General features: G+C 69.0%; 21 protein-coding genes and 1 tRNA gene. 14 read left to right on the top strand and 8 right to left on the bottom strand.

Annotation, left to right across the window (positions count from 1 at the left end; translation table 11 throughout):
- Window positions 1–8 precede the first annotated feature (8 nt).
- From ACM26Y_RS07115 to ACM26Y_RS07125, 3 genes are read right to left on the bottom strand one after another with little or no spacing between them, the layout of a single operon-like run.
- Window positions 9–284 (bottom strand): exodeoxyribonuclease VII small subunit, encoded by a 276-nt coding sequence (locus ACM26Y_RS07115; RefSeq protein ID WP_003935059.1) that lies wholly within the window; start codon window positions 282–284, stop codon window positions 9–11.
- A 10-nt stretch (window positions 285–294) separates the two neighbouring features.
- Window positions 295–1,542 (bottom strand): exodeoxyribonuclease VII large subunit, encoded by a 1,248-nt coding sequence (gene xseA / locus ACM26Y_RS07120; protein ID WP_416063023.1) that lies wholly within the window; start codon window positions 1,540–1,542, stop codon window positions 295–297.
- Window positions 1,539–2,306, bottom strand: a complete 768-nt coding sequence (locus ACM26Y_RS07125; RefSeq protein WP_416063024.1) for a lipid droplet-associated protein — start codon at window positions 2,304–2,306, stop codon at window positions 1,539–1,541. Before ACM26Y_RS07125 ends, xseA begins: the two co-directional genes overlap by 4 nt.
- A gap of 79 nt (window positions 2,307–2,385) precedes the next feature.
- Between ACM26Y_RS07125 and ACM26Y_RS07130 the strand changes: the two genes are divergently transcribed.
- The gene (locus ACM26Y_RS07130; RefSeq protein WP_003935056.1) at window positions 2,386–3,387 is read left to right on the top strand and encodes a 4-hydroxy-3-methylbut-2-enyl diphosphate reductase; all 1,002 of its coding nucleotides are present in this window, start codon (window positions 2,386–2,388) and stop codon (window positions 3,385–3,387) included.
- Window positions 3,388–3,403: 16 nt separating this feature from the next.
- Here the strand turns inward: ACM26Y_RS07130 and ACM26Y_RS07135 are convergent, their stop codons facing one another.
- Complete coding sequence (locus ACM26Y_RS07135) at window positions 3,404–4,333, bottom strand: DUF6542 domain-containing protein (protein WP_416063629.1); 930 nt, start codon at window positions 4,331–4,333, stop codon at window positions 3,404–3,406.
- A gap of 53 nt (window positions 4,334–4,386) precedes the next feature.
- The gene (locus ACM26Y_RS07140; RefSeq protein WP_040781409.1) at window positions 4,387–5,550 is read right to left on the bottom strand and encodes a DNA recombination protein RmuC; all 1,164 of its coding nucleotides are present in this window, start codon (window positions 5,548–5,550) and stop codon (window positions 4,387–4,389) included.
- Window positions 5,551–5,634: 84 nt separating this feature from the next.
- On the opposite strand from ACM26Y_RS07140, the gene ACM26Y_RS07145 reads away from it, so the two are divergent.
- Window positions 5,635–6,810, top strand: a complete 1,176-nt coding sequence (locus ACM26Y_RS07145; protein WP_416063025.1) for a metallophosphoesterase family protein — start codon at window positions 5,635–5,637, stop codon at window positions 6,808–6,810.
- Window positions 6,807–9,782, top strand: a complete 2,976-nt coding sequence (locus tag ACM26Y_RS07150) for an AAA family ATPase (RefSeq protein WP_416063026.1) — start codon at window positions 6,807–6,809, stop codon at window positions 9,780–9,782. Before ACM26Y_RS07145 ends, ACM26Y_RS07150 begins: the two co-directional genes overlap by 4 nt.
- Window positions 9,783–9,792: 10 nt before the next feature.
- Here ACM26Y_RS07150 and ACM26Y_RS07155 read toward each other — a convergent pair whose 3' ends face one another.
- Window positions 9,793–10,962, bottom strand: coding sequence for an AI-2E family transporter (locus ACM26Y_RS07155; protein ID WP_416063630.1), 1,170 nt, complete (start codon window positions 10,960–10,962; stop codon window positions 9,793–9,795).
- A 129-nt stretch (window positions 10,963–11,091) separates the two neighbouring features.
- Between ACM26Y_RS07155 and ACM26Y_RS07160 the strand changes: the two genes are divergently transcribed.
- Genes ACM26Y_RS07160 through ychF form a run of 3 tightly spaced genes read left to right on the top strand, consistent with a single transcriptional unit; the run spans window position 11,092 to window position 13,231 of the window.
- Window positions 11,092–11,508, top strand: coding sequence for a hypothetical protein (locus ACM26Y_RS07160; RefSeq protein ID WP_371384495.1), 417 nt, complete (start codon window positions 11,092–11,094; stop codon window positions 11,506–11,508).
- On the top strand, window positions 11,495–12,139 hold the full coding sequence (locus ACM26Y_RS07165) for a class I SAM-dependent methyltransferase (RefSeq protein WP_416063027.1): 645 nt from the start codon (window positions 11,495–11,497) through the stop codon (window positions 12,137–12,139). Before ACM26Y_RS07160 ends, ACM26Y_RS07165 begins: the two co-directional genes overlap by 14 nt.
- A gap of 12 nt (window positions 12,140–12,151) precedes the next feature.
- The gene (gene ychF, locus ACM26Y_RS07170; RefSeq protein WP_003935048.1) at window positions 12,152–13,231 is read left to right on the top strand and encodes a redox-regulated ATPase YchF; all 1,080 of its coding nucleotides are present in this window, start codon (window positions 12,152–12,154) and stop codon (window positions 13,229–13,231) included.
- A gap of 278 nt (window positions 13,232–13,509) precedes the next feature.
- Here ychF and ACM26Y_RS07175 read toward each other — a convergent pair whose 3' ends face one another.
- Entirely contained in the window at window positions 13,510–14,433 is a 924-nt protein-coding gene (locus ACM26Y_RS07175; protein ID WP_416063028.1) for a hypothetical protein, read from the bottom strand.
- A 240-nt stretch (window positions 14,434–14,673) separates the two neighbouring features.
- Window positions 14,674–14,759 (bottom strand) — tRNA-Leu (locus ACM26Y_RS07180).
- A gap of 335 nt (window positions 14,760–15,094) precedes the next feature.
- On the opposite strand from ACM26Y_RS07180, the gene ACM26Y_RS07185 reads away from it, so the two are divergent.
- From ACM26Y_RS07185 to ACM26Y_RS07220, 8 genes are all read left to right on the top strand, one after another.
- The gene (locus ACM26Y_RS07185) at window positions 15,095–16,321 is read left to right on the top strand and encodes a hypothetical protein (protein WP_416063029.1); all 1,227 of its coding nucleotides are present in this window, start codon (window positions 15,095–15,097) and stop codon (window positions 16,319–16,321) included.
- Complete coding sequence (locus tag ACM26Y_RS07190; RefSeq protein ID WP_416063030.1) at window positions 16,321–16,539, top strand: hypothetical protein; 219 nt, start codon at window positions 16,321–16,323, stop codon at window positions 16,537–16,539. The genes ACM26Y_RS07185 and ACM26Y_RS07190 overlap by 1 nt, the downstream gene beginning before the upstream one ends.
- A gap of 1 nt (window position 16,540) precedes the next feature.
- Complete coding sequence (locus ACM26Y_RS07195; RefSeq protein WP_416063031.1) at window positions 16,541–16,954, top strand: hypothetical protein; 414 nt, start codon at window positions 16,541–16,543, stop codon at window positions 16,952–16,954.
- 826 nt (window positions 16,955–17,780) lie between these two features.
- Window positions 17,781–18,092, top strand: coding sequence for a hypothetical protein (locus tag ACM26Y_RS07200; RefSeq protein ID WP_416063032.1), 312 nt, complete (start codon window positions 17,781–17,783; stop codon window positions 18,090–18,092).
- Complete coding sequence (locus tag ACM26Y_RS07205; protein ID WP_416063033.1) at window positions 18,089–18,685, top strand: hypothetical protein; 597 nt, start codon at window positions 18,089–18,091, stop codon at window positions 18,683–18,685. The genes ACM26Y_RS07200 and ACM26Y_RS07205 overlap by 4 nt, the downstream gene beginning before the upstream one ends.
- Window positions 18,686–19,370: 685 nt before the next feature.
- Window positions 19,371–21,587, top strand: coding sequence for an AAA family ATPase (locus tag ACM26Y_RS07210; RefSeq protein WP_416063034.1), 2,217 nt, complete (start codon window positions 19,371–19,373; stop codon window positions 21,585–21,587).
- Between the two features lie 649 nt (window positions 21,588–22,236).
- Complete coding sequence (locus ACM26Y_RS07215) at window positions 22,237–22,635, top strand: hypothetical protein (RefSeq protein WP_416063035.1); 399 nt, start codon at window positions 22,237–22,239, stop codon at window positions 22,633–22,635.
- A gap of 263 nt (window positions 22,636–22,898) precedes the next feature.
- Window positions 22,899–24,176, top strand: coding sequence for a tyrosine-type recombinase/integrase (locus tag ACM26Y_RS07220; protein WP_416063036.1), 1,278 nt, complete (start codon window positions 22,899–22,901; stop codon window positions 24,174–24,176).
- Window positions 24,177–24,179: the final 3 nt, after the last annotated feature.

Below are 24,179 nucleotides of genomic sequence, written 5' to 3' on the forward strand. Positions count from 1 at the left end.
GAGGCCGCTCACTCCTCGTCTTCGTCCACCTCGTCGTCGTCCACCTCGTCGTCGCTGTGCGCCAGTGCCGCCTCCACGCGCTGCCGGGCGCCGGCGAGATGCTCCTCGCAGCGACGCGCGAGCGCCTCGCCCCGCTCCCACAGCGTCAGCGACTCGTCCAGGTCCAGGCCACCCTGTTCGAGCATCTTGACCACGTTGACCAGCTCGTCGCGTGCCCGCTCGTAGCCGAACTCCGCAACGTCGTCGTTCGGGCCGCTCACGGGCGTTTCCTTCGTCTCGCTCATCCGCTCCTCGTCACTTCTCTCGTCCGATGACGGCCGCGCGCACCGCACCGTCGGCAACCCGTACCCGCAGCTGGGTGCCGGGCGGTGCGTCGTCGACCGACCGCAACACCTCCGCGTCCCCGTCCGGGACCATCCGCTGCACCACCGCGTAGCCGCGGGCCAGGGTGGCGGCGGGACCGAGCGTCCCGAGCCGCGCCTCGAGATGTTCGATCCGGGTGGCCTCGGCGGCGATCGCCCGGCCCACATCGCGCCGGGCGCACTGCCGCAGCCGCTCGATCTCCTCGCTCCGCCTTTCGACGGTGCGCAGCGGGTCGGCGAGCACCGGTCGGCTGCGCAGCTGTTCGATCACGTGTTCCTCCCTGCGCACCCAGTTGCGCAGCGCCGCGGCCGCCCGCGCCCGCAGCTCGTCCACCAGGTCCTGCTCGGCCACCGCGTCGGGCACGATCCGTTTCGCCGCGTCCGTGGGGGTGGCCGCCCGCAGATCGGCGACGTAGTCGGAAAGCGGACTGTCGGGTTCGTGCCCGATGGCGCTGACCACCGGCGTCGTGCACCGCACGATCGCGCGGCACAGCGCCTCGTCGGAGAACGGCAGCAGATCCTCCACGCTGCCGCCGCCGCGCGCGAGCACGATCACGTCGACGGACGGGTCCGCGTCGAGTTCCTCGAGCGCATCGAGGATCTGCGGGACCGCGGTGGGCCCCTGGACGGCGGTGTTGCGGATCTCGAACCGGACGGCCGGCCACCGGCGCTGCGCGACGCTGAGCACGTCCCGCTCGGCGGCGCTCGCCCGACCGGTGATCAGACCGATCCGGTGCGGCAGGAACGGCAGTGGCCGTTTGAGCCGCGGGTCGAACAGCCCCTCGGCCGCAAGCAGTGCGCGAAGCCGCTCGATTCGAGCGAGGAGTTCGCCGATTCCGACGGCACGGATCTCGGTGACCCGCAGGGCCAGGGTGCCGCGGCCGGTCCAGAACGACAGCTTGCCGAACATCACCACCCGGCTGCCCTCGGTGAGCGGCACGGGGGAGTTCTGCACCAGCTGCGGCGAGCACGTCACCGACAGCGACATGTCCGCCGACGGATCCCGCAGCGTGAGGAAGGCGGTGCGGGTGCCGGGACGCACATTGAGCTGGGTGATCTGTCCCTCCACCCAGACCGCGCCGAGCCGGTCGATCCAGCCGGCGACCTTCTGTGAGACGGTCCGGACCGGCCATGGATGCTCCGCGGAGTTGGACGGGGTGGCCGTGGGCGCGGAGGTCACTTGGTGCTTGCGTTCGCGATCCGGTTGGACAGCATGGTCTCGAACGGGTCGCGCGCGCGGGTGGCGCTTTCGTACTCGAGCAGCGCCCGCAGGTCCTCGACCGACAGGGTGCGCATCCGCGCTCGCAGCTGTGCCAGGGTCAGCGACGGGTAGTCGAGCAGCTCGACGATCTCGGGAAGCTCGGCCCCGGCCGCGCTCCCGGCGGCAGTCTTCTTCGCCGCCTTCTTCGCCGGTGCCTTCGCGGACTTCTTCGCGGGTGCCTTCGCGGGTGCCTTCGCGGACGTGTCACCCTCGCCGCCGGCCGCGGTCGTGCCGGCACTGATCTTGGCGGCGGTGGACTCGGCGGTCGACTCCGCTCCGGCGCGGGGCCCGGACCCCTTCGTCCCGGCGTCGGCCGACGTGCCCGCCTCGGGGCCGGCCGAGACCGGGACCGCCGCCTCGGTGGCTGGTGGCATCGAGTAGAGAGCGAAGCGTCCCGGCGTCGCGGCGGTCGACGGCTCGGCAGTGCCCACCGGCTCGGCGTCCTCGTCGAAGGTGGCCCACGACGGCGCCTCGGCGGGCGCAGCGCCGAGCAGCTCGAACAACTGGTCACCCTTGATCGCGAGCGACGTCATCGTCTGCTGGATCCGCATCGTCGTCTGAAGGATCTGGCTGACCGTGGTCATCGGCAGGGCGACCGCCGTGGACGGCAGCTTGAGGGTCTCTTCGTACGCGGTGACGGCCAGCCCGGCCGCCACCCGCGCCATGAACGGTGGACGGATCATGTGAAACAGACTGCCTCACGTGCCGCCCGATTGGTAGCCGAGGAGGGCCGACCCCGCGGACGGCCCGTACCCTGGAGACATGTCTGCGCCTGTTCCCCTCGAAGTCGGAATCACTCGGTCGGCCGGTTCATCGGCTGCCGGTAAGCGCGTCCTGCTCGCCGAGCCGCGCGGGTACTGCGCCGGTGTCGACCGAGCCGTCGAAACGGTGGAGAAGGCACTCGAGAAGCACGGTGCCCCCATCTACGTCCGCAAGGAGATCGTCCACAACCGTCACGTGGTCGAGACCCTCGCCGAGCGCGGGGTGGTCTTCGTCGACGAGACCGACGAGGTACCGGAGGGTGCAGTGCTCGTGTTCTCGGCCCACGGTGTCTCCCCCGCGGTGCACGCCTCCGCCGCCGAACGCAACCTGCGCACCATCGACGCCACATGCCCCCTGGTGACGAAGGTGCACCAGGAGGCGAAGCGCTTCGCTCGCGACGACTACGACATCCTGCTCATCGGGCACGAAGGCCACGAGGAGGTGGAGGGCACCGCGGGCGAGGCCCCCGACCACGTCCAGCTCGTCGACGGTCCGGATGCGGTCGACCAGGTCACCGTGCGCGACGAGGCGAAGGTCATCTGGCTCTCGCAGACCACCCTCAGCGTCGACGAGACCATGGAGACGGTCCAGCGGCTGCGCGAGAAGTTCCCGCTGCTGCAGGATCCCCCGAGCGACGACATCTGCTACGCCACCCAGAATCGGCAGGTGGCGGTCAAGGCGATGGCGCCCGAATGCGACCTGGTCATCGTCGTGGGGTCCCGCAATTCGTCGAACTCGGTCCGGCTCGTGGAGGTGGCTCTCGGGGCCGGTGCCCGGGCTGCGCATCTCGTCGACTACGCCCGCGAGGTCGACCCGACCTGGCTCGAAGGAGTCCGCACCGTCGGAATCACCTCCGGCGCGTCGGTGCCGGAGGTCCTCGTGCGCGGCGTGATCGATCTGCTCGCCGAGCACGGTTTCGCCGACGTGCAGTCGGTCACCACAGCCAACGAAACCCTGGTGTTCGCGCTGCCCCGCGAACTTCGCTCCGCGCGTCGCGCGTGATCCGGAGCGGGCTCGGTCAGTCCTCGTACCGGTCCCGGTAGCGCACTCGGGGCTGCCGGTATTCGGGGGTATCCGGGCCAGGAGACCGACGACGGGTGGGCGGGGGCACTTCTTCCCGCTCGTAGGGCCGGTCGGGGCGGGACCGGTGATCGCCGCGACGGTCGTAGTCCCGGCGGGTCTCGGCGGCCCGTCGCGGGGCCGGTTCGGCGCGGTGTGGGGCCGGTTCGGCGCGGTGTGGGGCCGGTTCGGCTCGCCGGGGCCGGTAGGCGACATCAGGTGCCGCGGGTGGCTCGCTTGCGCCCCGACGTGCCGTTTCCGGGGCCGGAGCGGTGGAGCGGCGCCGCACCACCGGGTTGTCGCGCGTGTCCGCAACCTGTCGCACGCTGGCCTTGGTGGAGGCCGGGGGCCGGGCGGCCGCACGGGCGCGACGTCCACGCGCCGGCTTCGTAGCCCCGGCACCGTCGCGGTCCTGCTGCGAGCCGCGTGACGGGGTCCCGGCGGCGCGGGCGCCCCGCCGGCGCGGACGGGCCGGGGCCGGTACCTGCGACCGGCTCAGGAAGATCCGCAGCCCGCCGACGACCAGGACCGCCACCGTGGCGGTGAGCATCACCGGGAACCGGTTCACCAGCGGATACGCCACGTTGAGCGCCAGGTCCTTCAGGCCCCCACCACCGGATTCGACGAGGAACTCCTGCGCGATCGGGACGGCGACAAGGAGCAGTAGCGGCGGCTGCGCCATCGCGGTGAACAGCGCCCGATGCTGCACGGCCGCTACCGCCGCGACGCATCCGAGCACGTAGAACGCGGAGAACGCCGAGCCGAGCTCGTTTCCGCGTGCCGCATCGATGAGGAAGCCGAGCAGGGTCGAGCCCGCCGCGACGAGGACCGCGCCCCACCACGGGACGCCAGGCACAGTGGGCGCCACCGACCGCATGTCGAGCGGCACCGCCGAGCGAGCACGTTGCGTTGCAGACACATGTCGACACTAGACCCATCGGGTCAACTTGCTTCGTCGACAGGACCGTCGGACTCGGAGTTGTCCGTCGGACTCACGCGGCGCGGCCACGCATCGACCGGTCGCACCTCCGGGTGTTCGCCGTCGAAGATCTCCAGTTCGCTCAGCTTGCGGGCCGTCACCCCGACCCGGGACTCCATCGACGCGACGGTCAGGTTGAACGAGTCGACGGCCTTGCCCAGCTGGGACCCGAGCCGGTCGAGGTGCCCGCCGACGACCCCGATCCGCTGATACAGCTCCCGGCCGAGCTGGTGGATCGTCGCGGCCTCCTTCGACAGGGCCTCCTGGCGCCAGGTGTGCGCGATGGTGCGCAGCAGCGCCACCAGGGTGGTGGGGGTGGCCAGGATCACGTTCCGCGCGAACGCGTACTCGAGCAGGTCCGAATCCGCGGCCAGCGCCGCATCGAGGAACGGGTCGCCGGGAACGAACAGCACCACGAACTCGGGCGTCGGATCGAACGATTCCCAGTAGGCCTTCGCCGAGAGCTGGTCGACGTGCGTGCGTACCTGACGGGCATGCCGCACCAGGTGCTGATCGCGTCGAGCAACGTCCTCCTCCTGGGCGGCGTCGAGATAGGCGGCGAACGGCACCTTCGCATCCACGACGATCTGCTTGCCACCGGCGAGATACACCAGCAGATCCGGGCGGACCCCGTCCTTGGTGACCTGGGTGTCGAAGTCGCAGTGCCGCACCATTCCGGCGAGCTCGACCACGCGTTCGAGCTGGATCTCGCCCCATCGTCCGCGCACCTGTGGGGCGCGCAGGGCCGTCACCAGCTGCTGCGTCTGCGTGGAGAGCAGCTGCGAGGCGCGGTGCATGCCTTCGACCTGCTCGGTGAGACCGGCGTACGCGTGTACCCGGTTGCGCTCGACGTGCTCCACCTGCCGGGCGAGCGCCCCCACCGCCTCCTGCAACGGTCCGACGAGACGTGAGACCTGTTCGCCGATCGCGCCCGAATGGCGGCGCGCGGAGTCCTCGCTCACGGCGCCGAGCGCCTGCCGCAGCTGCCCTTCGTTCTCACGCAGAGCCGCGAGTTGGGCCTCCGCCCGCGCGGCGCGGTCGCCGCTGCGGGCGGCGTGCAGCAGCCAGCCGACAACTCCGCCGAGCGCGAGGGCGGCAAGCAACGCCAGTGCCGTGAGTGCCGTCATGGTGCGCATGATGCCCGAGTGGACCGACACGCTCACCCGGACCGGGCGACGGCGTGTCGGTGCGCTGCTCTACGGTCTGACGGCATGCGGATCCTGCACACCTCGGACTGGCACATCGGCCGCACCTTCCACGGTGTGGATCTGTTGTCCGACCAGGCCCAGGCCCTCGCCGCCCTCGCCGACCTCGTCGCCGAGCGGCGGGTCGACGTCGTGGTGGTGGCCGGGGACGTCTACGACCGCTCCATCCCGAGTGCCGACGCCGTCGCGGTGTGCAACGCGGGGCTCGAGGCGATCCGCGCGGCCGGTGCCGTCATCGTCGCGACGTCCGGCAACCACGACTCTCCCGTCCGCCTGGGCGCCGGCGCGGCGTTCGCCGCCGAGGGCGGGTTGCACCTGATCACCCGGGTCTCCCAGATCGACCGGCCCGTCCTGCTCGACGACGCCCACGGCACCGTCGCCTTCTACGGCATCCCCTACCTGGAGCCGGAGATCACCCGCGCCGAGCTGGGTGTGCCCGAGGCCCGCTCGCACGCGGAGATTCTCGGGGCGGCGATGGACCGGGTCCGCGCCGACGCGCGTGCCCGCGACATCCGCGCCGTGGTTCTCGCGCACGCCTTCGTCGTCGGCGCCGAGGCGTCCGGTTCCGAGCGGTCCATCTCGGTCGGCGGCGTCGAGACCGTCCCGGCGTCGGCGTTCGACGGCGTCGACTACGTCGCTCTCGGTCACCTCCACTCCCCGCAGACCGTCGCCGAGCACGTCCGCTACTCCGGTTCGCCCCTGCCGTACTCGTTCGGGGAGCGCACCCACAGCAAAGCCGTGTGGCTCGTCGAGCTGGATGCGGCCGGGCGGGCGGACGTCGAGCGCGTCGACCTGCCTGTCGTGCGGGGCCTGAGTCGTCTCACCGGCGTCCTCGACGATCTGCTCACCGACGACGCGCACGCCGCGGCGGAGGACCACTACGTCTCGGCCGTTCTCACCGACGCCGTGCGGCCCCTCGATGCGATGCGCCGGCTGCAGTCCCGTTTCCCCCGGGCCGTCCACGTCGAGTGGGAACCGCCCGCCGCGACCTCGACCGTCACCTATCGGCAGAAGGTGCGCGGCCGGACCGACCTCGACATCACCCGAGGATTCCTCACCGACGTGCGGTCCGAGCCGTCCGCGCGGGAGCTGCGCTGGGTACAGCAGGCGCTGCGCGACGTCGACCGCGCCGCGGGTGTCGGGACCGAGCAGACCGCCGCACCGGGGGAGGCGTCCGCGTGAGGCTGCACCAGCTGGAGGTCACCGCGTTCGGGCCGTTCGCCGACACCGTGCGGGTGGACTTCGACGAGCTCGGCGCCGACGGACTGTTCCTGCTGCACGGCCGCACCGGCGCCGGCAAGACCTCCATCCTCGATGCGGTGGCGTTCGCCCTGTACGGCACGGTGCCCGGGGCCCGCGCCGACGGGCGCCGGCTGCTGTCGGATCACGCCCCCGCCGGCACCGCACCCCAGGTCGGTCTCGAGGCGACCATCGCCGGCCGGCGGCTGCGGATCGTGCGCAGTCCCGACTACGAGCGGCCGAAGCTGCGCGGTACCGGGACCGTCAAGCAGAACGCCAAGGCGAGCCTGACCTGGCTCGACGGTTCGGGTGAGCACCTCTCGCGGCTGCCCGACATCGCGGAGGCCGTCCGGCGGCTGCTGGGGATGAGCGCCGAGCAGTTCTTCCAGGTCGTGCTGCTGCCCCAGGGCGAGTTCGCGAAGTTCCTGCGCGCCGACAGCGAGGACCGCGGCAAGCTGCTCGAGCGGCTGTTCGACACCACTCGATTCGGTTCCGTCGAGCGCTGGTTCAAGGACCGCCGCAGCGCCGCCGCCACCCGCCTCGAAGAACAGCAGCGCGCCGTCGACCTGCTCCTCGCCAAGGTCAGCGCCGCAGCCGGCCTCGAGGCGGGAGCGGACGCCGAACCGGTCGTGTGGGCGCACCGGCTGCTCGACGACGGCGCCGAGAACCGGGATCTCGCGCTGGCGGCACTCGACCGAGCGCGTGCCGACGACACCCGCGACCGGGCGGCCCTCGCGGAGGCGACCGAGCTGCGACGGTGCCAGGAACGCCGCGCCCGCGCGGTCGCCGAGCTCGCCGAGCTGGATGCCGCGGCCGACGAGCTGCAGTCCCTGACCGCAGAACTCGAGACGGCGCGGCGGGCGGCGTCGGTCGTCGAGATCGCGCGCGACGCGCGCCGCGCCGCCGAAGCCGCCGCCACCGCCCATGCCGCCGCGGTGGACGCCGCCGTGCCCTTGGCCGCCGACCGGGAGGGGCAGGCCCTCGTCGCGGAGCTCGACGGTTCCCCCGCCGACACCGACCGCGGACTGATCCGGCCCCACGAGCAGCGGTGGTCCGCGGAGGTGGTCCGCCTCGACGGCCTGCTCGAGCAGGAGGAGCGCCTGATCCGGCTCGAGACCGACCGCGTCGCTCTGCAACGGCAGCGCCGCGACCTGGTTGTGCGCGCCGAGCGGATCGCCGTGGACCTGGACCAACTTCCGAACCGCCGCGATGCCGCGGAGCAGGCCGCGCGCGCGTCCGAGCAGGCCGCCGCCACCCTGCCCCGACTCGAGGCCGAACTCACGCGGACCAGCGACGCCCTCGCCGCCGCCACCGAGCTCCGGGACCTGGTCCCGCAGCTGCAACGGCTCGAGGACGAGGTCGCCGCCCGCCGCGACGCGCATCTCGACGCGCGCACTGCCCTGCTCGACGTGCGTGAGCGCCGGATCGCCGGGATGGCCGCCGAGTTGGCCACCGATCTGGTCGACGGGCATCCGTGTGTGGTGTGCGGCGCCACCGCCCACCCGTCCCCGGCCCGGCTGGCCCCGGACACCGCGACCAAGACGGACGAGGACGCGGCCCGGGACGCCGAGCAGCGCGCCGCCACGGCACTGACGCGGGCGCAGGCGGCCGTCGCGGATGTCGCCAACACCGTCGCGGTGCTACGGCAGCGCTGCGGCGACGCCGGTCTCGACGAACTCACCGAAGCGCGGGCCGCGGCCGCCGCCGCGCACGCTGCGACGGCGGCCACCGCAGCCGAATGCGAGCACCGTCGCGGCGAGATCGTCCGGCTGCGCCAACTCGACGCCGACCTGCGCGAGCAGGCGCGCGCGGTGGATGTCGAGGCCGCCCAGGCCGCGCACCGCGAGGACAGCGCCGCCGCGGAGGCCGACGAGATCCGTGCCCGCATCACCGCGGCAGCCGGGGGCGAGGACTCCCTCGCCACCCGCCGACGTCGGATCGCGGCGCTCGCCGCCGCCGCGGCGAACCTGCTCGACGCCCGGGTTCGGGCCGCGAACGCGGCGACGAGTGCGCGCGAACGTGCCCGGGAGGCGGCCGCAGCCGCGGAACGGGCGCGATTCGGGAGCGTCGAGCAGGCCCTGGCAGCGGTCCGTCCCGAGGCGCGCCTGCGTGAGATCGACCGGGCGCTGCGCGCGGCGGCCGACCGGCGCGCGGCGGCGCAGGGCGTGCTCGCCGACCCGGACACGGCCCGGGTCGGCGACGCCCCGGTGGACCTGACGGAACCGGAGGCCGCGGTCGCGCGGAGCGCGGCCGCGCTGGCCGCGGCCGTCTCCACAGCTTCCGAGGCCGAGCGCCGCCACGCCGACATCGAGAAGTTCGCGACGCGTCTCGAGGACGAGTACGCGAAGCTGGTGCCGCTGCGGGACGAGCAGGCCGAACTCGCGGCCCTCGCCGAAGTCGTCGCGGGCACCGGGCAGAATGCGCGCAAGATGTCGCTGCGCTCGTACGTGCTTGCGGCTCGCCTCGAGGAGGTAGCCGAATCGGCGTCGGTGCGGTTGCGGCGCATGTCCGGTGGCCGCTACGAATTCGTGCACTCCGATGCGGCAGGCACGCACGGCAAGCGCGGTGGCCTCGGGCTCGACATCCACGACGAGTACACCGGTGTGGTGCGGTCGACGAAGACCCTCTCGGGCGGTGAGTCGTTCCAGGCGTCGCTGGCGCTGGCGCTCGGGCTCGCCGATGTCGTCGCCGCCGAGTCCGGGGGACTGGTGCTCGACACGATGTTCATCGACGAGGGGTTCGGCACGCTCGACGCCGACGCGCTCGACGCGGTCATGGGCGTGCTCGACGAGCTGCGCGCCGGCGGCCGGGTGGTCGGCGTGGTCAGCCACGTCGACGAGATGCGTCAGCGTATCCCCAGCCGCCTGCACGTCGTGCGCGGCCGCACCGGGTCCACGGTGGAGATCGCCGGCTGAGCCCGGCCGATCAGGCCGGGCCGGACTCGGCAGGTGCCGGCGGCAGTGCCGGGGTTTCCTCGGTGGTCTCGAGTTCGTCCGTCGTGGCGCTTCGTTCGTCGATCTGCTCACCGACGTAGCGCAGCACCACGGCCGCGACGGCCGCGACAGGAACGGCCAGGAACGCACCGATGATGCCGAACAGCGACGATCCTGCGGTGACGGCGAGCAGCACCACCACCGCGTGCAGGTGCATGCTGCGCGATTGCAGCACGGGCTGGAGCACGTTCCCCTCGAGCTGCTGCACCGCAATGATGATGACGAGAACGATGATGGCGGTGGTCAGCCCGTTCGCGACGAGCGCCACGAGAACGGCGAGCGCTCCGGCGACGAAGGCACCGACGATCGGGATGAACCCGCCGATGAAGGTGAGGATCGCCAGCACGGGCGCCAGCGGCACCCCGAGGATGACCAGACCCAGGCCGATGAAGAACGCGTCGATGAAACTGACGAGCGCTTGCGTGCGGATGAACCCGCCGAGGGTGTTCCACATCCGGATCAGCACCTCTTCCAGGTGCCGCCCGGCACGACCGCCACCGACGGCGTGCACCCACGGGATGAACCGCGGGCCGTCCTTGATGAAGAAGAACACCAGGACGAGGACCAGGCCGATCGTCACCAGCAGGGAACCGGCCGTGCTGACGCCGGTGAACACGCCGCTGGCGATGGTCGCGCCGCTCTCCTGGACCTTGTCGATCACCACCTGGGTCGCGTTCTCGAGCTGCTCGTCCTTCAGGTTGAACGGCGGGCCCTGCACCCAGTCCAGCACCTTGTTGATGCCGTCGGTGGTCTTGTTCGCGAGTTCCGGTGCCTGCGCCACCACCGACGGGACGATGCCCGCGATGATGCCGCCGACGATCGCGAAGAACAGGAACAGCGTCAGGCCGGCCGCGGCCGCCGGCGGCACGCCGCGCCGCATCATGCCGCGGGTGGGCGGCCACAGCATGGTGGCGACGACGATCGCCAGTGCCACGGGCAGGACGATCACCCACATCTTCTCGATGATCCAGCCGATGACCAGCGCGCCCGCCGCGATTACGACCAGCGCCGCCGACCACTTCGCCAGCGCCAACCCGCCGGAGGCGATCAGCGTGGTGCGGTCCGGTTTCGGTGCCGGTGGCTTCCGCTCGGTGCTCTGCACATCGCTCAACGGACGGTCCTTCCGATGCTCTCGACGCCGCGGATCGGGCTCGTCTGCAATCTACGGGAACCGCGGCTCGCAGGGCGGTTCACCGGCGCGAACACCACGGAACGTGGCAGGCTTCCGGCCATGAAGAAGATCACCGCCGTGCTGGCCGCGAGTGCCGCGGCCGTCGTGCTCGTGTCCTGCAGTTCCGGTGACGACGCGTCGAACGAGTCCGACGCGGCGCGCACGACGATCGGCGGGGCCGCCTCGAGCCTCGCCTCGGCCGCGTCGAGCGTCGCCGAGCGGGCGCGCGGCGCCTTCGACGAGGCGAAGCTCGCGACGTTCGTCGCCGCGTTCCGCACCGGCTACCCCAACCTCGCCGCCGACCGCGACGACGCCTCCATCGAGGCGATCGTCATCGAGACGTGCCCGCTGATCGACTCCGGTGCGAGCGATCAGGAGGTGATCGCCAAGGTCGGCGAGCTGGCCCAGAACGGGGACACCGCGGCCACCGAGGAGCAGGCCGGCCGGATCTCGCAACTCGTCCGTGTCGCCTGCTGACGACCCGGCGGGGGTCGGGCCCGGGTCCGCGACGCGCTGGCAGTCCGAGCGCAGCGCCGACGATTCCCGCGCCTACATCGAGCGGTTCGCCGAACTCGCGCACGCCGGGACGGACCTGCACGGCGAGGCCCGGTTCGTCGACGTGCTCGTCCCGCGCGGCGCGCGGATCCTCGATGCCGGCTGCGGCACGGGCCGCGTCGGACTCGAGCTGGCCCGGCGGGGCCATCGGGTGACCGCGGTCGATCTCGACCCGGTGCTCGTGGAGGAGGCCCGGTCGCACCCGGAGCTGACCGTGCATCTCGCCGACCTGGCGCAGCTGGATCTGCCGGGTCCGAGGTTCGATGCGGTGGTTTCGGCCGGCAACGTGATGGTGTTCCTCGCGCCCGGCTCCGAGCGGGCCGTGCTCGGGCGGATCGCCGCACACCTGCGCCCGGACGGAGTGTTCGTCGCCGGGTTCACCACCGGCGCGGCATACCGTCCGTCTCAGTTCGCCGCGGATCTCGCGGCCGTCGGCCTGGTACTCGAGCAGCGTTTCGCCACCTGGGACCTGCGGCCGTGGCGCGACGACGCCGAGTGGCTGGTGGCCGTCGCGCGCCGTGCGGTTGGCGGGGGCTCGACCGCGACCCCGTAGAATATCGATTCCGTGAGCCTAACCCTCGGAATCGTCGGTCTTCCCAACGTCGGAAAGTCGACGCTGTTCAACGCGCTGACCAAGAACGAAGTGCTTGCCGCGAACTACCCGTTCGCCACCATCGAGCCGAACGTCGGCGTCGTCGAGCTGCCCGATCCGCGGCTGGAGCGGCTCGCCGAGATCTTCGGGTCGCAGCGCATCCTGCCCGCGACGGTGTCGTTCGTCGACATCGCCGGCATCGTCAAGGGCGCCTCCGAGGGCGCCGGCCTCGGCAACAAGTTCCTCGCCAACATCCGCGAGGCCGACGCCATCTGCCAGGTCGTGCGGGTGTTCGCCGACGACGACGTCGTCCACGTCGACGGCCGTGTCGATCCGCTCGCGGACATCGAGATCATCGAGACGGAGCTGATCCTCGCCGACCTGCAGACTCTGGAGAAGGCCCTGCCGCGCCTCGAGAAGGAGGCGAAGAAGAACAAGGAACTCAAGCCGCAGTTCGACGAGGCCGTCAAGGCCCAGGGCGTGCTGAACGAGGGCAAGACCCTGTTCGCGGCGAAGGACTCGCTCGACTTCGGTCTGCTGCGCGAGCTGAACATGATGACGACCAAGCCGTTCCTCTACGTGTTCAACGCGGACGAATCGGTGCTCACCGACGAGGCGAAGCAGCAGGAGCTCCGTGCGTCCGTCGCGCCGGCCGACTGTGTGTTCCTCGACGCGAAGGTCGAATCCGAGCTGATCGAACTCGAGGCCGACGAGGCTCAGGAGCTGCTCGAGTCCATCGGTCAGACCGAGCCGGGTCTGCACTCGCTCGCCCGCGTCGGCTTCCACACCCTCGGCCTGCAGACCTACCTCACCGCCGGACCGAAAGAGGCCCGGGCCTGGACCATCCCGCAGGGCGCGACCGCCCCGCAGGCCGCCGGTGTCATTCACTCCGACTTCGAGCGGGGCTTCATCAAGGCCGAGGTCGTCTCCTTCGAGGATCTCGACTCGGCCGGGTCGATGGCCGAGGCGAAGGCCCGCGGCAAGGTCCGCATGGAGGGCAAGGACTACGTGATGGCGGACGGCGACGTCGTGGAATTCCGCTTCAACGTCTAGTGGGGCTACGTCGCCCCAGGTGGGCGGCTCTACGTCACGAGGAATCCGCAGGTGAGAGCCACTTTCTGAGCAGTAATGGCACACCTGCGGATCAGTGGCTGATTAGCCCCCGCTGGGGCTAAGACGGGGCTGGCCCATCGCATGTTCCCTGACCCTGGACACTACGGCGACCCTGGATCCCCGAGGAGGACGGCGGCGTGGGCAACAATCTCCCCGAGCCCGTGGCCGTCGCAGCACCGACGCCAGCCCCGGAACCCGAGCCGTCGAACGTGATCCAGCTATTCGGGAGGTGGGTCTCCGGCCCTGCGCCTACGTGCCACCTGAGCCCGGCGGGCCGCGTCAACTGAACGAGAATCTGTGTGGACGGTAATCGACTTGGCCCGGAGAACTTCAGGCGAATCGCTGCCGTCCACAAGGACACGAACATACAGTCCGGAACCGCGTCGGATAACGGACTCCGCAACTCCCTCGATGTGCTGGCCGTCGCTATTGGCGCCACTCACCCGTTGTCCAAGGAGTCGCTCTGAGAGTTCAGCTTCCTCTGATTCTTCGAGTCGCTGCCTCTCCATCGCGATGCGCCTGGCCTCATCATCCCTGAGCCGCAATTCCTCGTACTCCCGCCGACTCAGTATCGGGCGCCTGTCATGCTCCATTCGTTCATCGATTTGACGGGCGAGGAAACTGATAGCCGACGACTGTTCTTGGGTAGTGCGTTCGCTAGTCCGGACTCGGTCAAGAATCTCGGCAAGAATGTCTGAGTCAGATCTTCTCGGCTTGCCTCTCCCACCACTCTGCCGACCGAGCAAGGACACCTCGTCGACCTTCGCCTCGAACGCGGGCCACTCACGTTCGAACACTGCATCCAGTATCGCCTCTGTCAACGGACGCTCGCAGTGGTTGTTGATGCTCGCCATGAGTTCACGGACGTCTTCTTTGTTGCTCGCCAGAGTGTGTTGAAACTCCGAAAGCGGGCCTGTCACATCTGCTGGCGTAATGTCCACTAAGAGTGTGCGCACCCTAGAATCTGTTGCCTTAGCCAACGCTCCAGCCTCGAAATTCAGCCACTCAGCGCTCTGGTTTTCACGAGTAACACAGACGATGGCCTGGCTTGTGTCGCCTAACCGTTTCGATATCTCCGGGCTCCAGCGCGCTCCCTTTTCGATGCTGTTCTTCGACATGAACGGGTCCAGTTCCTGGATCACTTGTCGAAGCCAGGTCTGCAGGAAGTCAGCCAAATGCTTCGCTGGATCGCCTGACCAGCTAACAAAAATCTGCAATTGTATCCACTCCCTGCCTCGCTCTATCCGCACCGGAATTGGCCAATTCTATCGGCGAACTACCTATCGAGGCGTAGGCCACGCCGGTTGGGTAGCACGGGGGTCGCATGGACACTGTCACGGCGGCATCGACGACACTCTAAAACCGGTCTACCTGTGGATTTCTGGTGCCCCCAGTCGGACTCGAACCGACACTTGGCGGATTTTAAGTAAGCACGGTGCGCTATTTCCAGGCTCGCGCCACCAGGGGCAAGGCAGTCACGAACGACGAATCACCGCAGGTCGGAGCACACAACGCCCTAGCGCTGGCTACCGCAGGGCTAGCGCTGAACCACCCCCGAACTACCGCCGTTGGGTAGCACGGGGGTGTACTGGCGCGCGGCCACCACCGGCCCGTAGCCTGGCGTCAACGGGCCGTGCCCGCCCCCGCACACCCCGGCACCCGGTCGGGATCAGCGGCTCGCAGTACCCGCGGTCGTGCCGCGTCGCAGTCACCTCGCAGTACCAGTTCGGTCAGGGACCGGCTCGGAACCAGAGCAGTGCTCGGTTCATCCGCCCGTCGTCTTTCACCGAATTGGAGCACCCAATGAGCACCACCCGTCCCGCCCGCACCGGGCAGTGGAACACCCGCCCGCTGTTCTCGCATCCCGCCCGCCCTGGCGGCACCACCATCGCCGCCGCTCGTTCCGCGCTGTACGCCTGGGGCGGCGACAGCGGCTACAGCACCGAAGGCGACGTGCTGGTCAACAGGACCGCCGACGGCGTAGACCTGAACTCCATCTGGGCGACCGCCGCCAACGCGATGTCGCTCTACAACCGCGAGCGGTCGGCCCTGGCGGCGCTCATCAGCTACCCGACGACCAACGTCGGCGACGCGATCCCCCAGCAGGTCGCCAGCGACAACTTCGAGGTCGCCAGTGAGTTCGGAGAGCCGGAGGGCATCCGCAGCAACCCCAACGCGCTGATCCTCGGCTACGACTTCCAGGACTACGACCTGGCGTCCCGGTTCACGTGGAAGTTCCTGCGGAGTGCCACCGCCCAGCAGGTTCAGGACGCGCTCAACCGCGCGCTCGAGGCCGACAACCGCCTCGTCACCGGGAAGCTGCTGCGCCGCTTGTTCGACCCCACCGAGGGCACCAACGAACACATGCACAGGACTCTCGGTCTGTGGAACGGCACCGACGGCATGACCCCACCCCCGCACGCCGGGCTCGACTTCCCCAGCACGACCAGTCACTACCTCGCCAGCGGCAACGCGGCGGTGGACCCCGGCGACCTGCTGGACGCCATTGATCAGGTCCGCAGCAAGGGCTTCGGCATCAACGTCGGTACGCGGCTGATTGTGCTGTGCCACCCCGCCGAGGCCGAAGAGATCAGCACGTTCCGAGCCGGCCAGGAAGCCAACGGCGTCATCAGCAAGCATGACTTCATCCCGTCGGCCAGCGCCCCGGCCTACCTGACCGCCGAGAACGTCGTCGGGCAGGTCGCGCCCGGTGAGTTCGGCGGGCTGGAGGTACTCGGCAGCTACGGCCCCGCCTGGATCCTGCCCAGCTACTTCGTCCCGCAGGGCTACCTCGCGGTCGTCGCGACGGGCGGGCCGAACAGCTCCCTGAACCCCGTGGCGTTCCGCCAGCACGAGAACCCCGCGTACCAGGGCCTGCGGATGATTCCCGGCCGCGATCAGCGATACCCGTTGCAGGACAGCTTCTTCCAGCGGTCGTTCGGTTGCGGCGTCCGCTACCGCAGCGCGGCGTGCGTGGTCCAGGTGACCCCCGGCTCCGTCTACACCGCGCCCACGTGGGCGTGGAGCTGATGAGCTGGCGTAACGGGGCCTACGGCCCCGTCGAGGACCGCCCCGTCGCCCAGAGCCACCCCGAGGCGGGCGCGTACTCGTGGGGACCGGGGCTGACGCCTCAGGGCCTGGAGGACGCCGCTCCCGCAGACGGCGGGCGGTACCACGGCAAGTCGCCGAAGACGGCCGAGCCGTCCGGTCTGCGCCACCTGGCCGACCGGCTCGCCGAGCGAGGCTGACATGGCCCGGAAGCGCAACCAACGCCGCGACAGGCTGGGTCGCTTCGCGGGCGCGGGGACCAAGGTGTCGGCGTCGGCCAAGGGCGCACGCACCGCGGCCAAGGCCGCGACCAAGACCGGCGCGCGCAAGGTCGCCACGGGCGCGAAGAACAGCTACGTGCAGGGCAGCTTCAGCCGGAACCTGGTCGTGGGCCAGGGCGGCGACTACAAGGGCGTGAAGGCGGGAGTTGAGTTCACGACGCCCAAGGGCCGGGGCGTGCTGGTCAAGGGGATCCTGGGCTATCACGGCAAGCCGGACCGCCGGCTCGACATCACCCCGTCGCTGGACGTCGAGCAGAAGAAGCTCACCGTGAAGGCCCAGCCTCGTCCGCTCTCAAGCCGCCACGCCAGCGCAGGCACGAAGATCCGACGGTAGTGCTTGACCTGCGGCGGGGTGGGCACCAGCACCCCCACCGCACGCGGTAGTAGGCGGGCGGGGCGCACGGCCCGGTCTAAACGGCCACCCGCACCGCCCCGGCCACCGCACCGCACCACACAGCTTCGTAGGGCAGAGCACGCGAGGACTCGGGAACCTGGGCCCGAGTTGCGATCGTTCGCCACGCCGATCGCCATGCTGCGCCCCCGCTGGTTCCCCTTGCCTTTCCGGTGAGGGCGCAGCTCCAAGCTCCCGCGGATCGTCCATCCCGGCTCCGCGGGGACAAAGCCGTCGGACTGCGAGCATGCTCCGGCGACGGCGAGGGTAAGGCCACAGGTTGACATGCCCCTGGGGTAGCTGCCCACAGAAGACCCCTGAGGATCGGTCACCTCGGGGGTCTTCTGCTGTCGGTAGGTAGCGCTCCTTGACTTGTTTTCGCGGCTACTCGTAGACACCGACCCCACGCGAGGTCGTCAGCGTGGACAGCAGACGCCCGCTCACAATCGTGCAGCTCCGTCAAATTCTGACCAGTCGCATCGAAATCGCTTGCAGTGGAACGCTATACACGGGGCACCACTTGCGCTGTGCTGGCGGGCCATGCCATAGTGGTGCCGTACCCAAGCCGCCCTACGGCGGGGCGGGTGCGGCGAAGGAATCTGAGGAATTGCCGGGACTGTCGGGCAGCCTCGAACGGGCGAGTATCCATCACCGCTCCCGTGGGGTCAGATCTCCCAGCCGGGATTGAAGCAGTAATCCCAGGTTTCCATCGATCACGATGGTCTCCTGGGATCTTGCGTTCCAGGGGACCCCGAACCAGGGAGTACCCATGAGCCAGCAGTGCAGCCAGCGCACAGTCCCGGCACCGAGCCGCCCGGTGCGCCGCGCCCCGATCAACCCCGACGAGCTCTCCAACCTGCCGACCCGCCAGGGGCGCGACGGGGCGGTGCAGTTCTTCCACGAGATCGGGGTTCAGGGCATTACCGACACGCGCATTCGCAACGCCACCGAGAAGGGCGAACTGCGACGCTTCAAGATCGCAGGGCAGAACTGGTACAGCGACCGAGACCTGTGGGACTTCCTGCAGAGTCTGGCGATCGGTGGCCGCGGTGCTCAGACCCGCAAGGGCGGTGTGGCATGAAGCGCGAATACTCTCTGGACGAACTGCGGCTGATGTTCCCCGCCTTGGACGCCCACGAGCGAGGCGACTCAAACGCGATGCGCGGGGTGGGCGACCCGCTCGTGGATCAGATTCGGGCCGTTATGGAACCGTACTTCCTGGAGGATCCGCAGAGGCCACTGTCTCCGGCGGCGAGGGAGTACCCCGCCGTCAGCGACGGTCTCGACCGAGCTCAAACGGTAGCTCTCAGCATCCGCGAACGGTGGGACGGCGTTGAGCGCGGGTCGTTCCAGGACCGTCAGTTGAAGGCACTCTATCGAGGCGGTCAGCCCGTCGGGATCGTGGTGCTGCACTGCCGCGAGTGGACATATGACAGCGCCTACTCGGTTCCGCAGAGCATGGCTGTGATCGTTCCGATCGGCTGGCCGAGAGAGGAAGTCGCTCGCGAGATCGCCCGCGACACATGGGCGTGCTGGCTGTGCGAGCGCGACCAGAACTACAACTGCGAGTCGTTCCTCATGGTGAGCTGCGGTGGCATCGTTCACGTCATGTCCGCGTGCCACCAGTGCAGGCGCGAGCTCGACCTTCCCGGCCTGGACTGGGCGGACCGATGAGGGCGGGGTGGTGTGAGCCGGGGACTGCGATCGTCGCCGGCCCGAGTCTGCCGGAAGCTCCAGACCTGTTCCTCGGCTGGGCGTTCCAGATCAAACGGCGGTGGGGCCGCACCGTCGTCATCGATCAGGACGACCGCGAGTGGGTCGGCGGGGTGACGGTGATCCCGCCAGGGGGATATCGGTTGTGTACGGCGGTGCAGGGCCTGGTGCGCTACCCCGCTGCACGGGTTGTGGGTGGCCTATCGCCGGTGCCTGAGCCTCGCCACATCGGATTTGTATGGCCTACCGGCATACCCGGCAGGGTGGCGGGTAGGTCAAGCCCCGCAATCGAAAAGGACGCGCTCGGCGTTTACCGAACGCGCCCTTCTCGTACGGAGAGCGGAGCCTTCTCCAGCTGACGGAGGCCAGCCCCCTAAGCGTACAGCACTGCCACACAACGAGATTGGATGGAGGTCGCCGGTCTGAGCGCTATTCGGACCGGCGACGTCTCTGCACGAAAGAGACAGCGCTACAACGCATCTCAGAAGTGCTTGCAGTACACTGGTAGTGCCACACAAAGCAAATCCCCGCCGCTGGTAGGGCCAGGGCGGGGATTTGCTTTCAAGTTCCGAGGCTCCCATCTCGGATTCAACCGCTCCCCACGAGAAAGCGACTGAACATGACTCCCCAAGCGAAAGGATCGTCAATGCGTAATACTACCAGCCACACCGGCAAGCAGCAATCACGGAATTCGCAGGATTACAAGCGAATCCGCCCCGACGAGTTCGTCCAGGCCGCGAAAGCGCTTGTCGAGCTCGGATGGCACCCAATCCCGCTTGGTAAAGCCAAAGGGAAGGAACTCCTCGTAGGCGGCGTCACCGGCTACGAGGGCATTGACATCACCGACGAAGACATCTTCCGTGAGTGGGCTGACCGGTGGGCCGCAACCGAAGACGGGCTGAACCTGGCGACGCGGATGCCGGTCGGTGTGATCGCTCTTGACGTGGACTGCTACGGCGACAAGCCTGGTGCCGAGACGATGGCCTCGTGCGTGGACGAGTGGGGTGACCTCCCTCCTACGTGGTCCATCACCGCGAGGTCTGACGGCAGCTCGAAGCTGTTGTATCGAGTCCCCGAGGGCTGGAAAGGCGTAGGCGTTCTTCCCGCCCCGATCGGTAAGAATGGGTCTGGCGTGGAAGTGATTCAGCGCCACCATCGGTACGCGGTTGTGCCGCCGTCGGTCCACGACGTGGGTCCGGTCCGGCTGTTCGACCCGGACGGTGAAGAATGCGATCACCTGCCCACGCCCGACGAGCTGCCGATGCTGCCGGAGGCGTGGTGTGACGGTCTCTACAAGTTCCGCCCGGACGTAACGCGAGACCGTACTGCCGACCCTGACGAGCTGCTGGGGTTATTCCAGGACGGATTGATGACCGATGCTGTCCAGAGGGCGATGCAGAAGGTGCTCGACGCCCTCAGTTCTGGCGCGGGCCGTCACGACGAGATGAACGAACGGTTGTTGGAGTTGCTGCGTCTGGGCTGGGGCGGCGCACCGGGTGTACGGCTTGCTGTCGAGGTCGTTAAGACTGCGTTTGTGCAGGCTCTTGGGGCTGAACGCGGGGTGGCAACGGCGCAGTCGGAGTTCGATCGGTCGCTCAAGGGTGCGGCTGAGATCGTCGCTGCGGCTGGTCCGTCTGTTGCACATGCGTTTCAGCCTGGGGGCGTCTGGCACAGCGATTCCCGGTGGATTCCCGCTGGCGATGGAGGCGGATTGCTCGTGCGCGGTGAGAGCGGATCGGCCGGAGACGACCAGCCGTCGGTCAGACGTTTCGCCACTGTGAGCGCACGTGAGCTGGCGCAGCCGGTTCCACCGATGGAGTGGCTGGTCCGTGGTGTGTGGCCGCGACGGTCGTTCGGACCGATGGGCGGCGAGAAGAAGACGCTCAAGTCGTACAACCTGCTATCGATGAGCGTCGCCGTTGCCAGTGGCGAACCGCTGTTCGGCGAGTTCAAAGTGGAATCTCCGGGGCCGGTCATCTACTACGTGGGTGAGGGCGGACGCGTGCCTTTTCAGCGGCGAGTGCAGGCTATCGCTCGCGCCTACGGCGTAGACCTGGCCGAATTGCCGCTGGACGCGGTGTTCGAAGTGGGGTCTCTGGACAGCCCAGAGTTCACCGACGAGCTCAAGCGCAAACTGGACGAGATTCAGCCCGAGCTGGTCATCCTTGATCCGCTGTATGCGTTCCACCCTGCCGGTGTGGAGGCGCAGAACCTGTACGAGCGCGGCCGGATGCTCGCTCAACTGTCCGCGCTGACGGCGAACGAGACCGCGCTGGTCGTGGCGGATCACTTCCGCAAGACTGGGGCCGCTGACCTGGACCTGGACTCTATCGCGCAGACAGGCATGGGGCAGTGGGCCGACAGCTGGATTCTCCAGAAGCACCGCGTGGACGCCGACCTCGCCAACGGCAAGTATCAGCTTGCGGTGGAGTTCGGGTCGCGGCAGTGGGGCGGCAGCCGCTGGGAACTCGACTGGCAGCTCGCCACCGCCGAGCAGGTCGAGAACGGCGAAGAAGGTAGCGCCGCGATTGGATGGGAGATCCGCCGGGGTGACGGCGATACCGGCGCGGCGAAGAAGGGCCGCGGGCAAAGCAGTTCAGAACGGAAGAGCCAGATTCTCGAGCTCGTGGGAAAGAACCGCCTTGTCTTCACCAAGAACCAACTGGTCGCGGCAGTCGGTGGAAAAAAGGATACGGTCAGAGCCGATATCCAAGAGCTGGAGAACGCTCGACGTTTGGTGGTGAAGGACGCGCCTGCTCTCGAGGGTGGGCGAGAAGTAGTGCGTCAACGGTACGACCTGGGGCCGGGCCTGACGTTCAAAATGAGCTCGGTTGACGAGGATTCCGGCGATGACGACGCCTAGTCAGGCGGTGGGCCGTACCAACCCGGCCCCTGGGGTTGGGGCCATGTTGGGCCATATGGGGCCATGTTGCGTAAAAGTGCAGGCCAGGGGCATAAACCAACTCGGCCCCCAACCCGACCCGACCCGAGAGCCGGGTGTGGGTCGCGGGTGGCCGGGCAACTCAACCCGGCCCCCGCGCACCCTTAGGGCCATGTTGGTTGGGGCCATGTTGCCCAGTGGTGTTGAAAACAAGGAAATTACGCGATCCGTCGAGGAGGAGAAGGCATGGAACTGACGATGAGTTTTCCACCGAAGGGGACGGTCGGTAGGCCCCGTGAAGAGCGAGCGGTGGAAGGCGCGGTGCTGGTGTACCGGGCGGTGGTGGAGTGCTCGGCGGAGGGGAAGCTGCCGAACGTGAGGACTATCTGCGCGCACGCGGGAGTCTCAGCAACAGATCGCGACCCGCGTAGGCACGTGTACTTCTTCCATCTCGGGCGGGACCTGTGCGTGGAGGCCGGGCTGTTATCGGTGGCGTCCCACGGGCGCTCTCGGGTCTATTCGGTAGTGGGGCAGTCGCTTACCGACGTAGAAGTCGCAGAGCGGGTGTCGGGCCTCATCACACCGGAGCGGGTGGCGCTCCCGGCAACGTTCACAACGAAAGGACTGGAAGATGATCGAGAAGAACGAGTTCCCCGATGGTCGGGGCGATAACGAATTCACATGTGGGTCTGAGCACAGCCGTGGTCAGATTGGGGGTCGTAGTGGCTCGGTTGGTGGCTCTGGCAACGGCTCGGAGCCGGCGTCTCTGCCCGGCGAGCCTGCGTCCCGCGCGAGGCGTTGGGCGTGGGTCTACGAGGAGCTGGCCGACCTGCAGAGCGCCGACGCTGACGAGCTGCGCCGTCAGGTCGAGGACGAAGCCGCCCCGCTCGCCCCGCGGCCTACCCCCGAACCCGCCCCGGCGAACGACATCGTCGATCTCGGCCTTATTCCGTACGAGGACGCGTTGGAGCAGGTTCGCCGCACCAGCCCGCCACCGCGCCACCCCCGCGCCCGCAGGCGCGGCAGGTAGGCCATTCGCGCCCGCCCAGCCGTCGCCACATCGGATTAATAGGGCACCGGGCGGGGGCTGGCAGGGGCGCCCTGCAAAGTCAACCGCAGGGGCGACGTACTCGTCAGATTTCGGTCGTCGTGGGGCTGGGCTGGGGCTATAGAAGCTCGTCTCGGGAGCGTCAGTGCAGGTGAAAGCGCTACTCGGACAACATGACTGACGTTTCGACAGAACGTTTGAGCCGGTAGGCTGTGAATGAACGTTGACAGGCAAGGGAGCGAAACTTGACGAATCGCTATGCAATTCGTGAGCAGACCACCGGACGGTTCCAGGCGCGGTGGTACGACGACGGCGGACAGCGCCGCAGCAAGACGTTCGCCACGCGGACCGAGGCCAAGCGGTTCCTGGACAACATCAAGGCCGACCGCAACCGGGGCGACTACATCGACCCCAGCGACGCACGGCGTACCTTCCGCGAGGTGGCCGAGCTGTGGCTGAACAGCCGCAACCTGCGACCCAAGACGGAGCGGTCGTACCGGACGATCCTGGACCAGCGCATCTATCCCACCTTCGCGGATCGGGCCATCGGCAGCATCACCACGATGGACCTGGTCGCGTGGATTACGGATCTGTCGCTGCACGGCAAGCGGGTGGGCCACAGCAACAAGCCCGCCAACGCGGATTCGCCTCGGGCCGAACGAGACGCGCGATACCGAGAGCGAGCCGGCCGAGCTCCCACCGGCAAGCCACTGGCACCGGGAACGGTCCACAACGCGGTGCGAGTAATGCGGCAGGTGCTTGACGCCGCCGTGCGCGCCCGGTACCTGCGCGGCAACCCGGCGCACGGCCTCACCCGCGACGACCTACCCAAGGCGCACCGGGACAACACGGCCACGCCGTACCTGAGCGCGGCCCAGGTGGAGCGGCTGGCCGTGGCGATGGAAGCCGTCAGCGGTGACCCGGCGCTCGGGCTGCTGGTGCGCTTCGCCGCGCAGACGGGGATGCGAGCGGGGGAGTGCTGCGGCCTGCGATGGGAAAACGTAGACCTATTGCGCGGGCGCATCACCGTCGCGGAAAGCATCAGCACCGCCCGCGGTGGCGACTGGTGCGTGGTCCCGCCGAAGAACGGCAAGACGCGCGTGGTCCCTATCCCGCCGCCCTTGCGCGACGCCCTGGCCGACCTGGCGACCGAGCGCGCAGAGGCAGGAGCGTTCGCGCCCCAGTCGTACGTATGGCCCGGACCCACCGGAGCCGACCAGCCGATGAGCTGGGGCCGCGACTTCTACCTGAAGTGGTGGAAGCAAGCCGTCGCCAAGGCGGGGCTGCCCAGCGCACTCCGCTTCCACGACATGCGGCACACCTGCGCGGCGCTGCTCATCGCGGCCAACATTCCCGCCAAGGCCATCCAGGCGCATCTGGGCCACAGCTCGTTCAAGATCACGATGGACACCTACGGGCACCTGTACGAGGACGCCAGCGATACCGTCGCCAACGCGATGAACGCTGCGTTCGCGGCCCCGGCAGCTCCGGAGCCGACGAACGTGCGAGCGATCAGGGGTTAACGG

It is taken from the genome of Rhodococcus indonesiensis (assembly GCF_047782815.1).
In the GTDB taxonomy this organism is placed as follows: Bacteria; Actinomycetota; Actinomycetes; order Mycobacteriales; family Mycobacteriaceae; genus Rhodococcus; species Rhodococcus indonesiensis.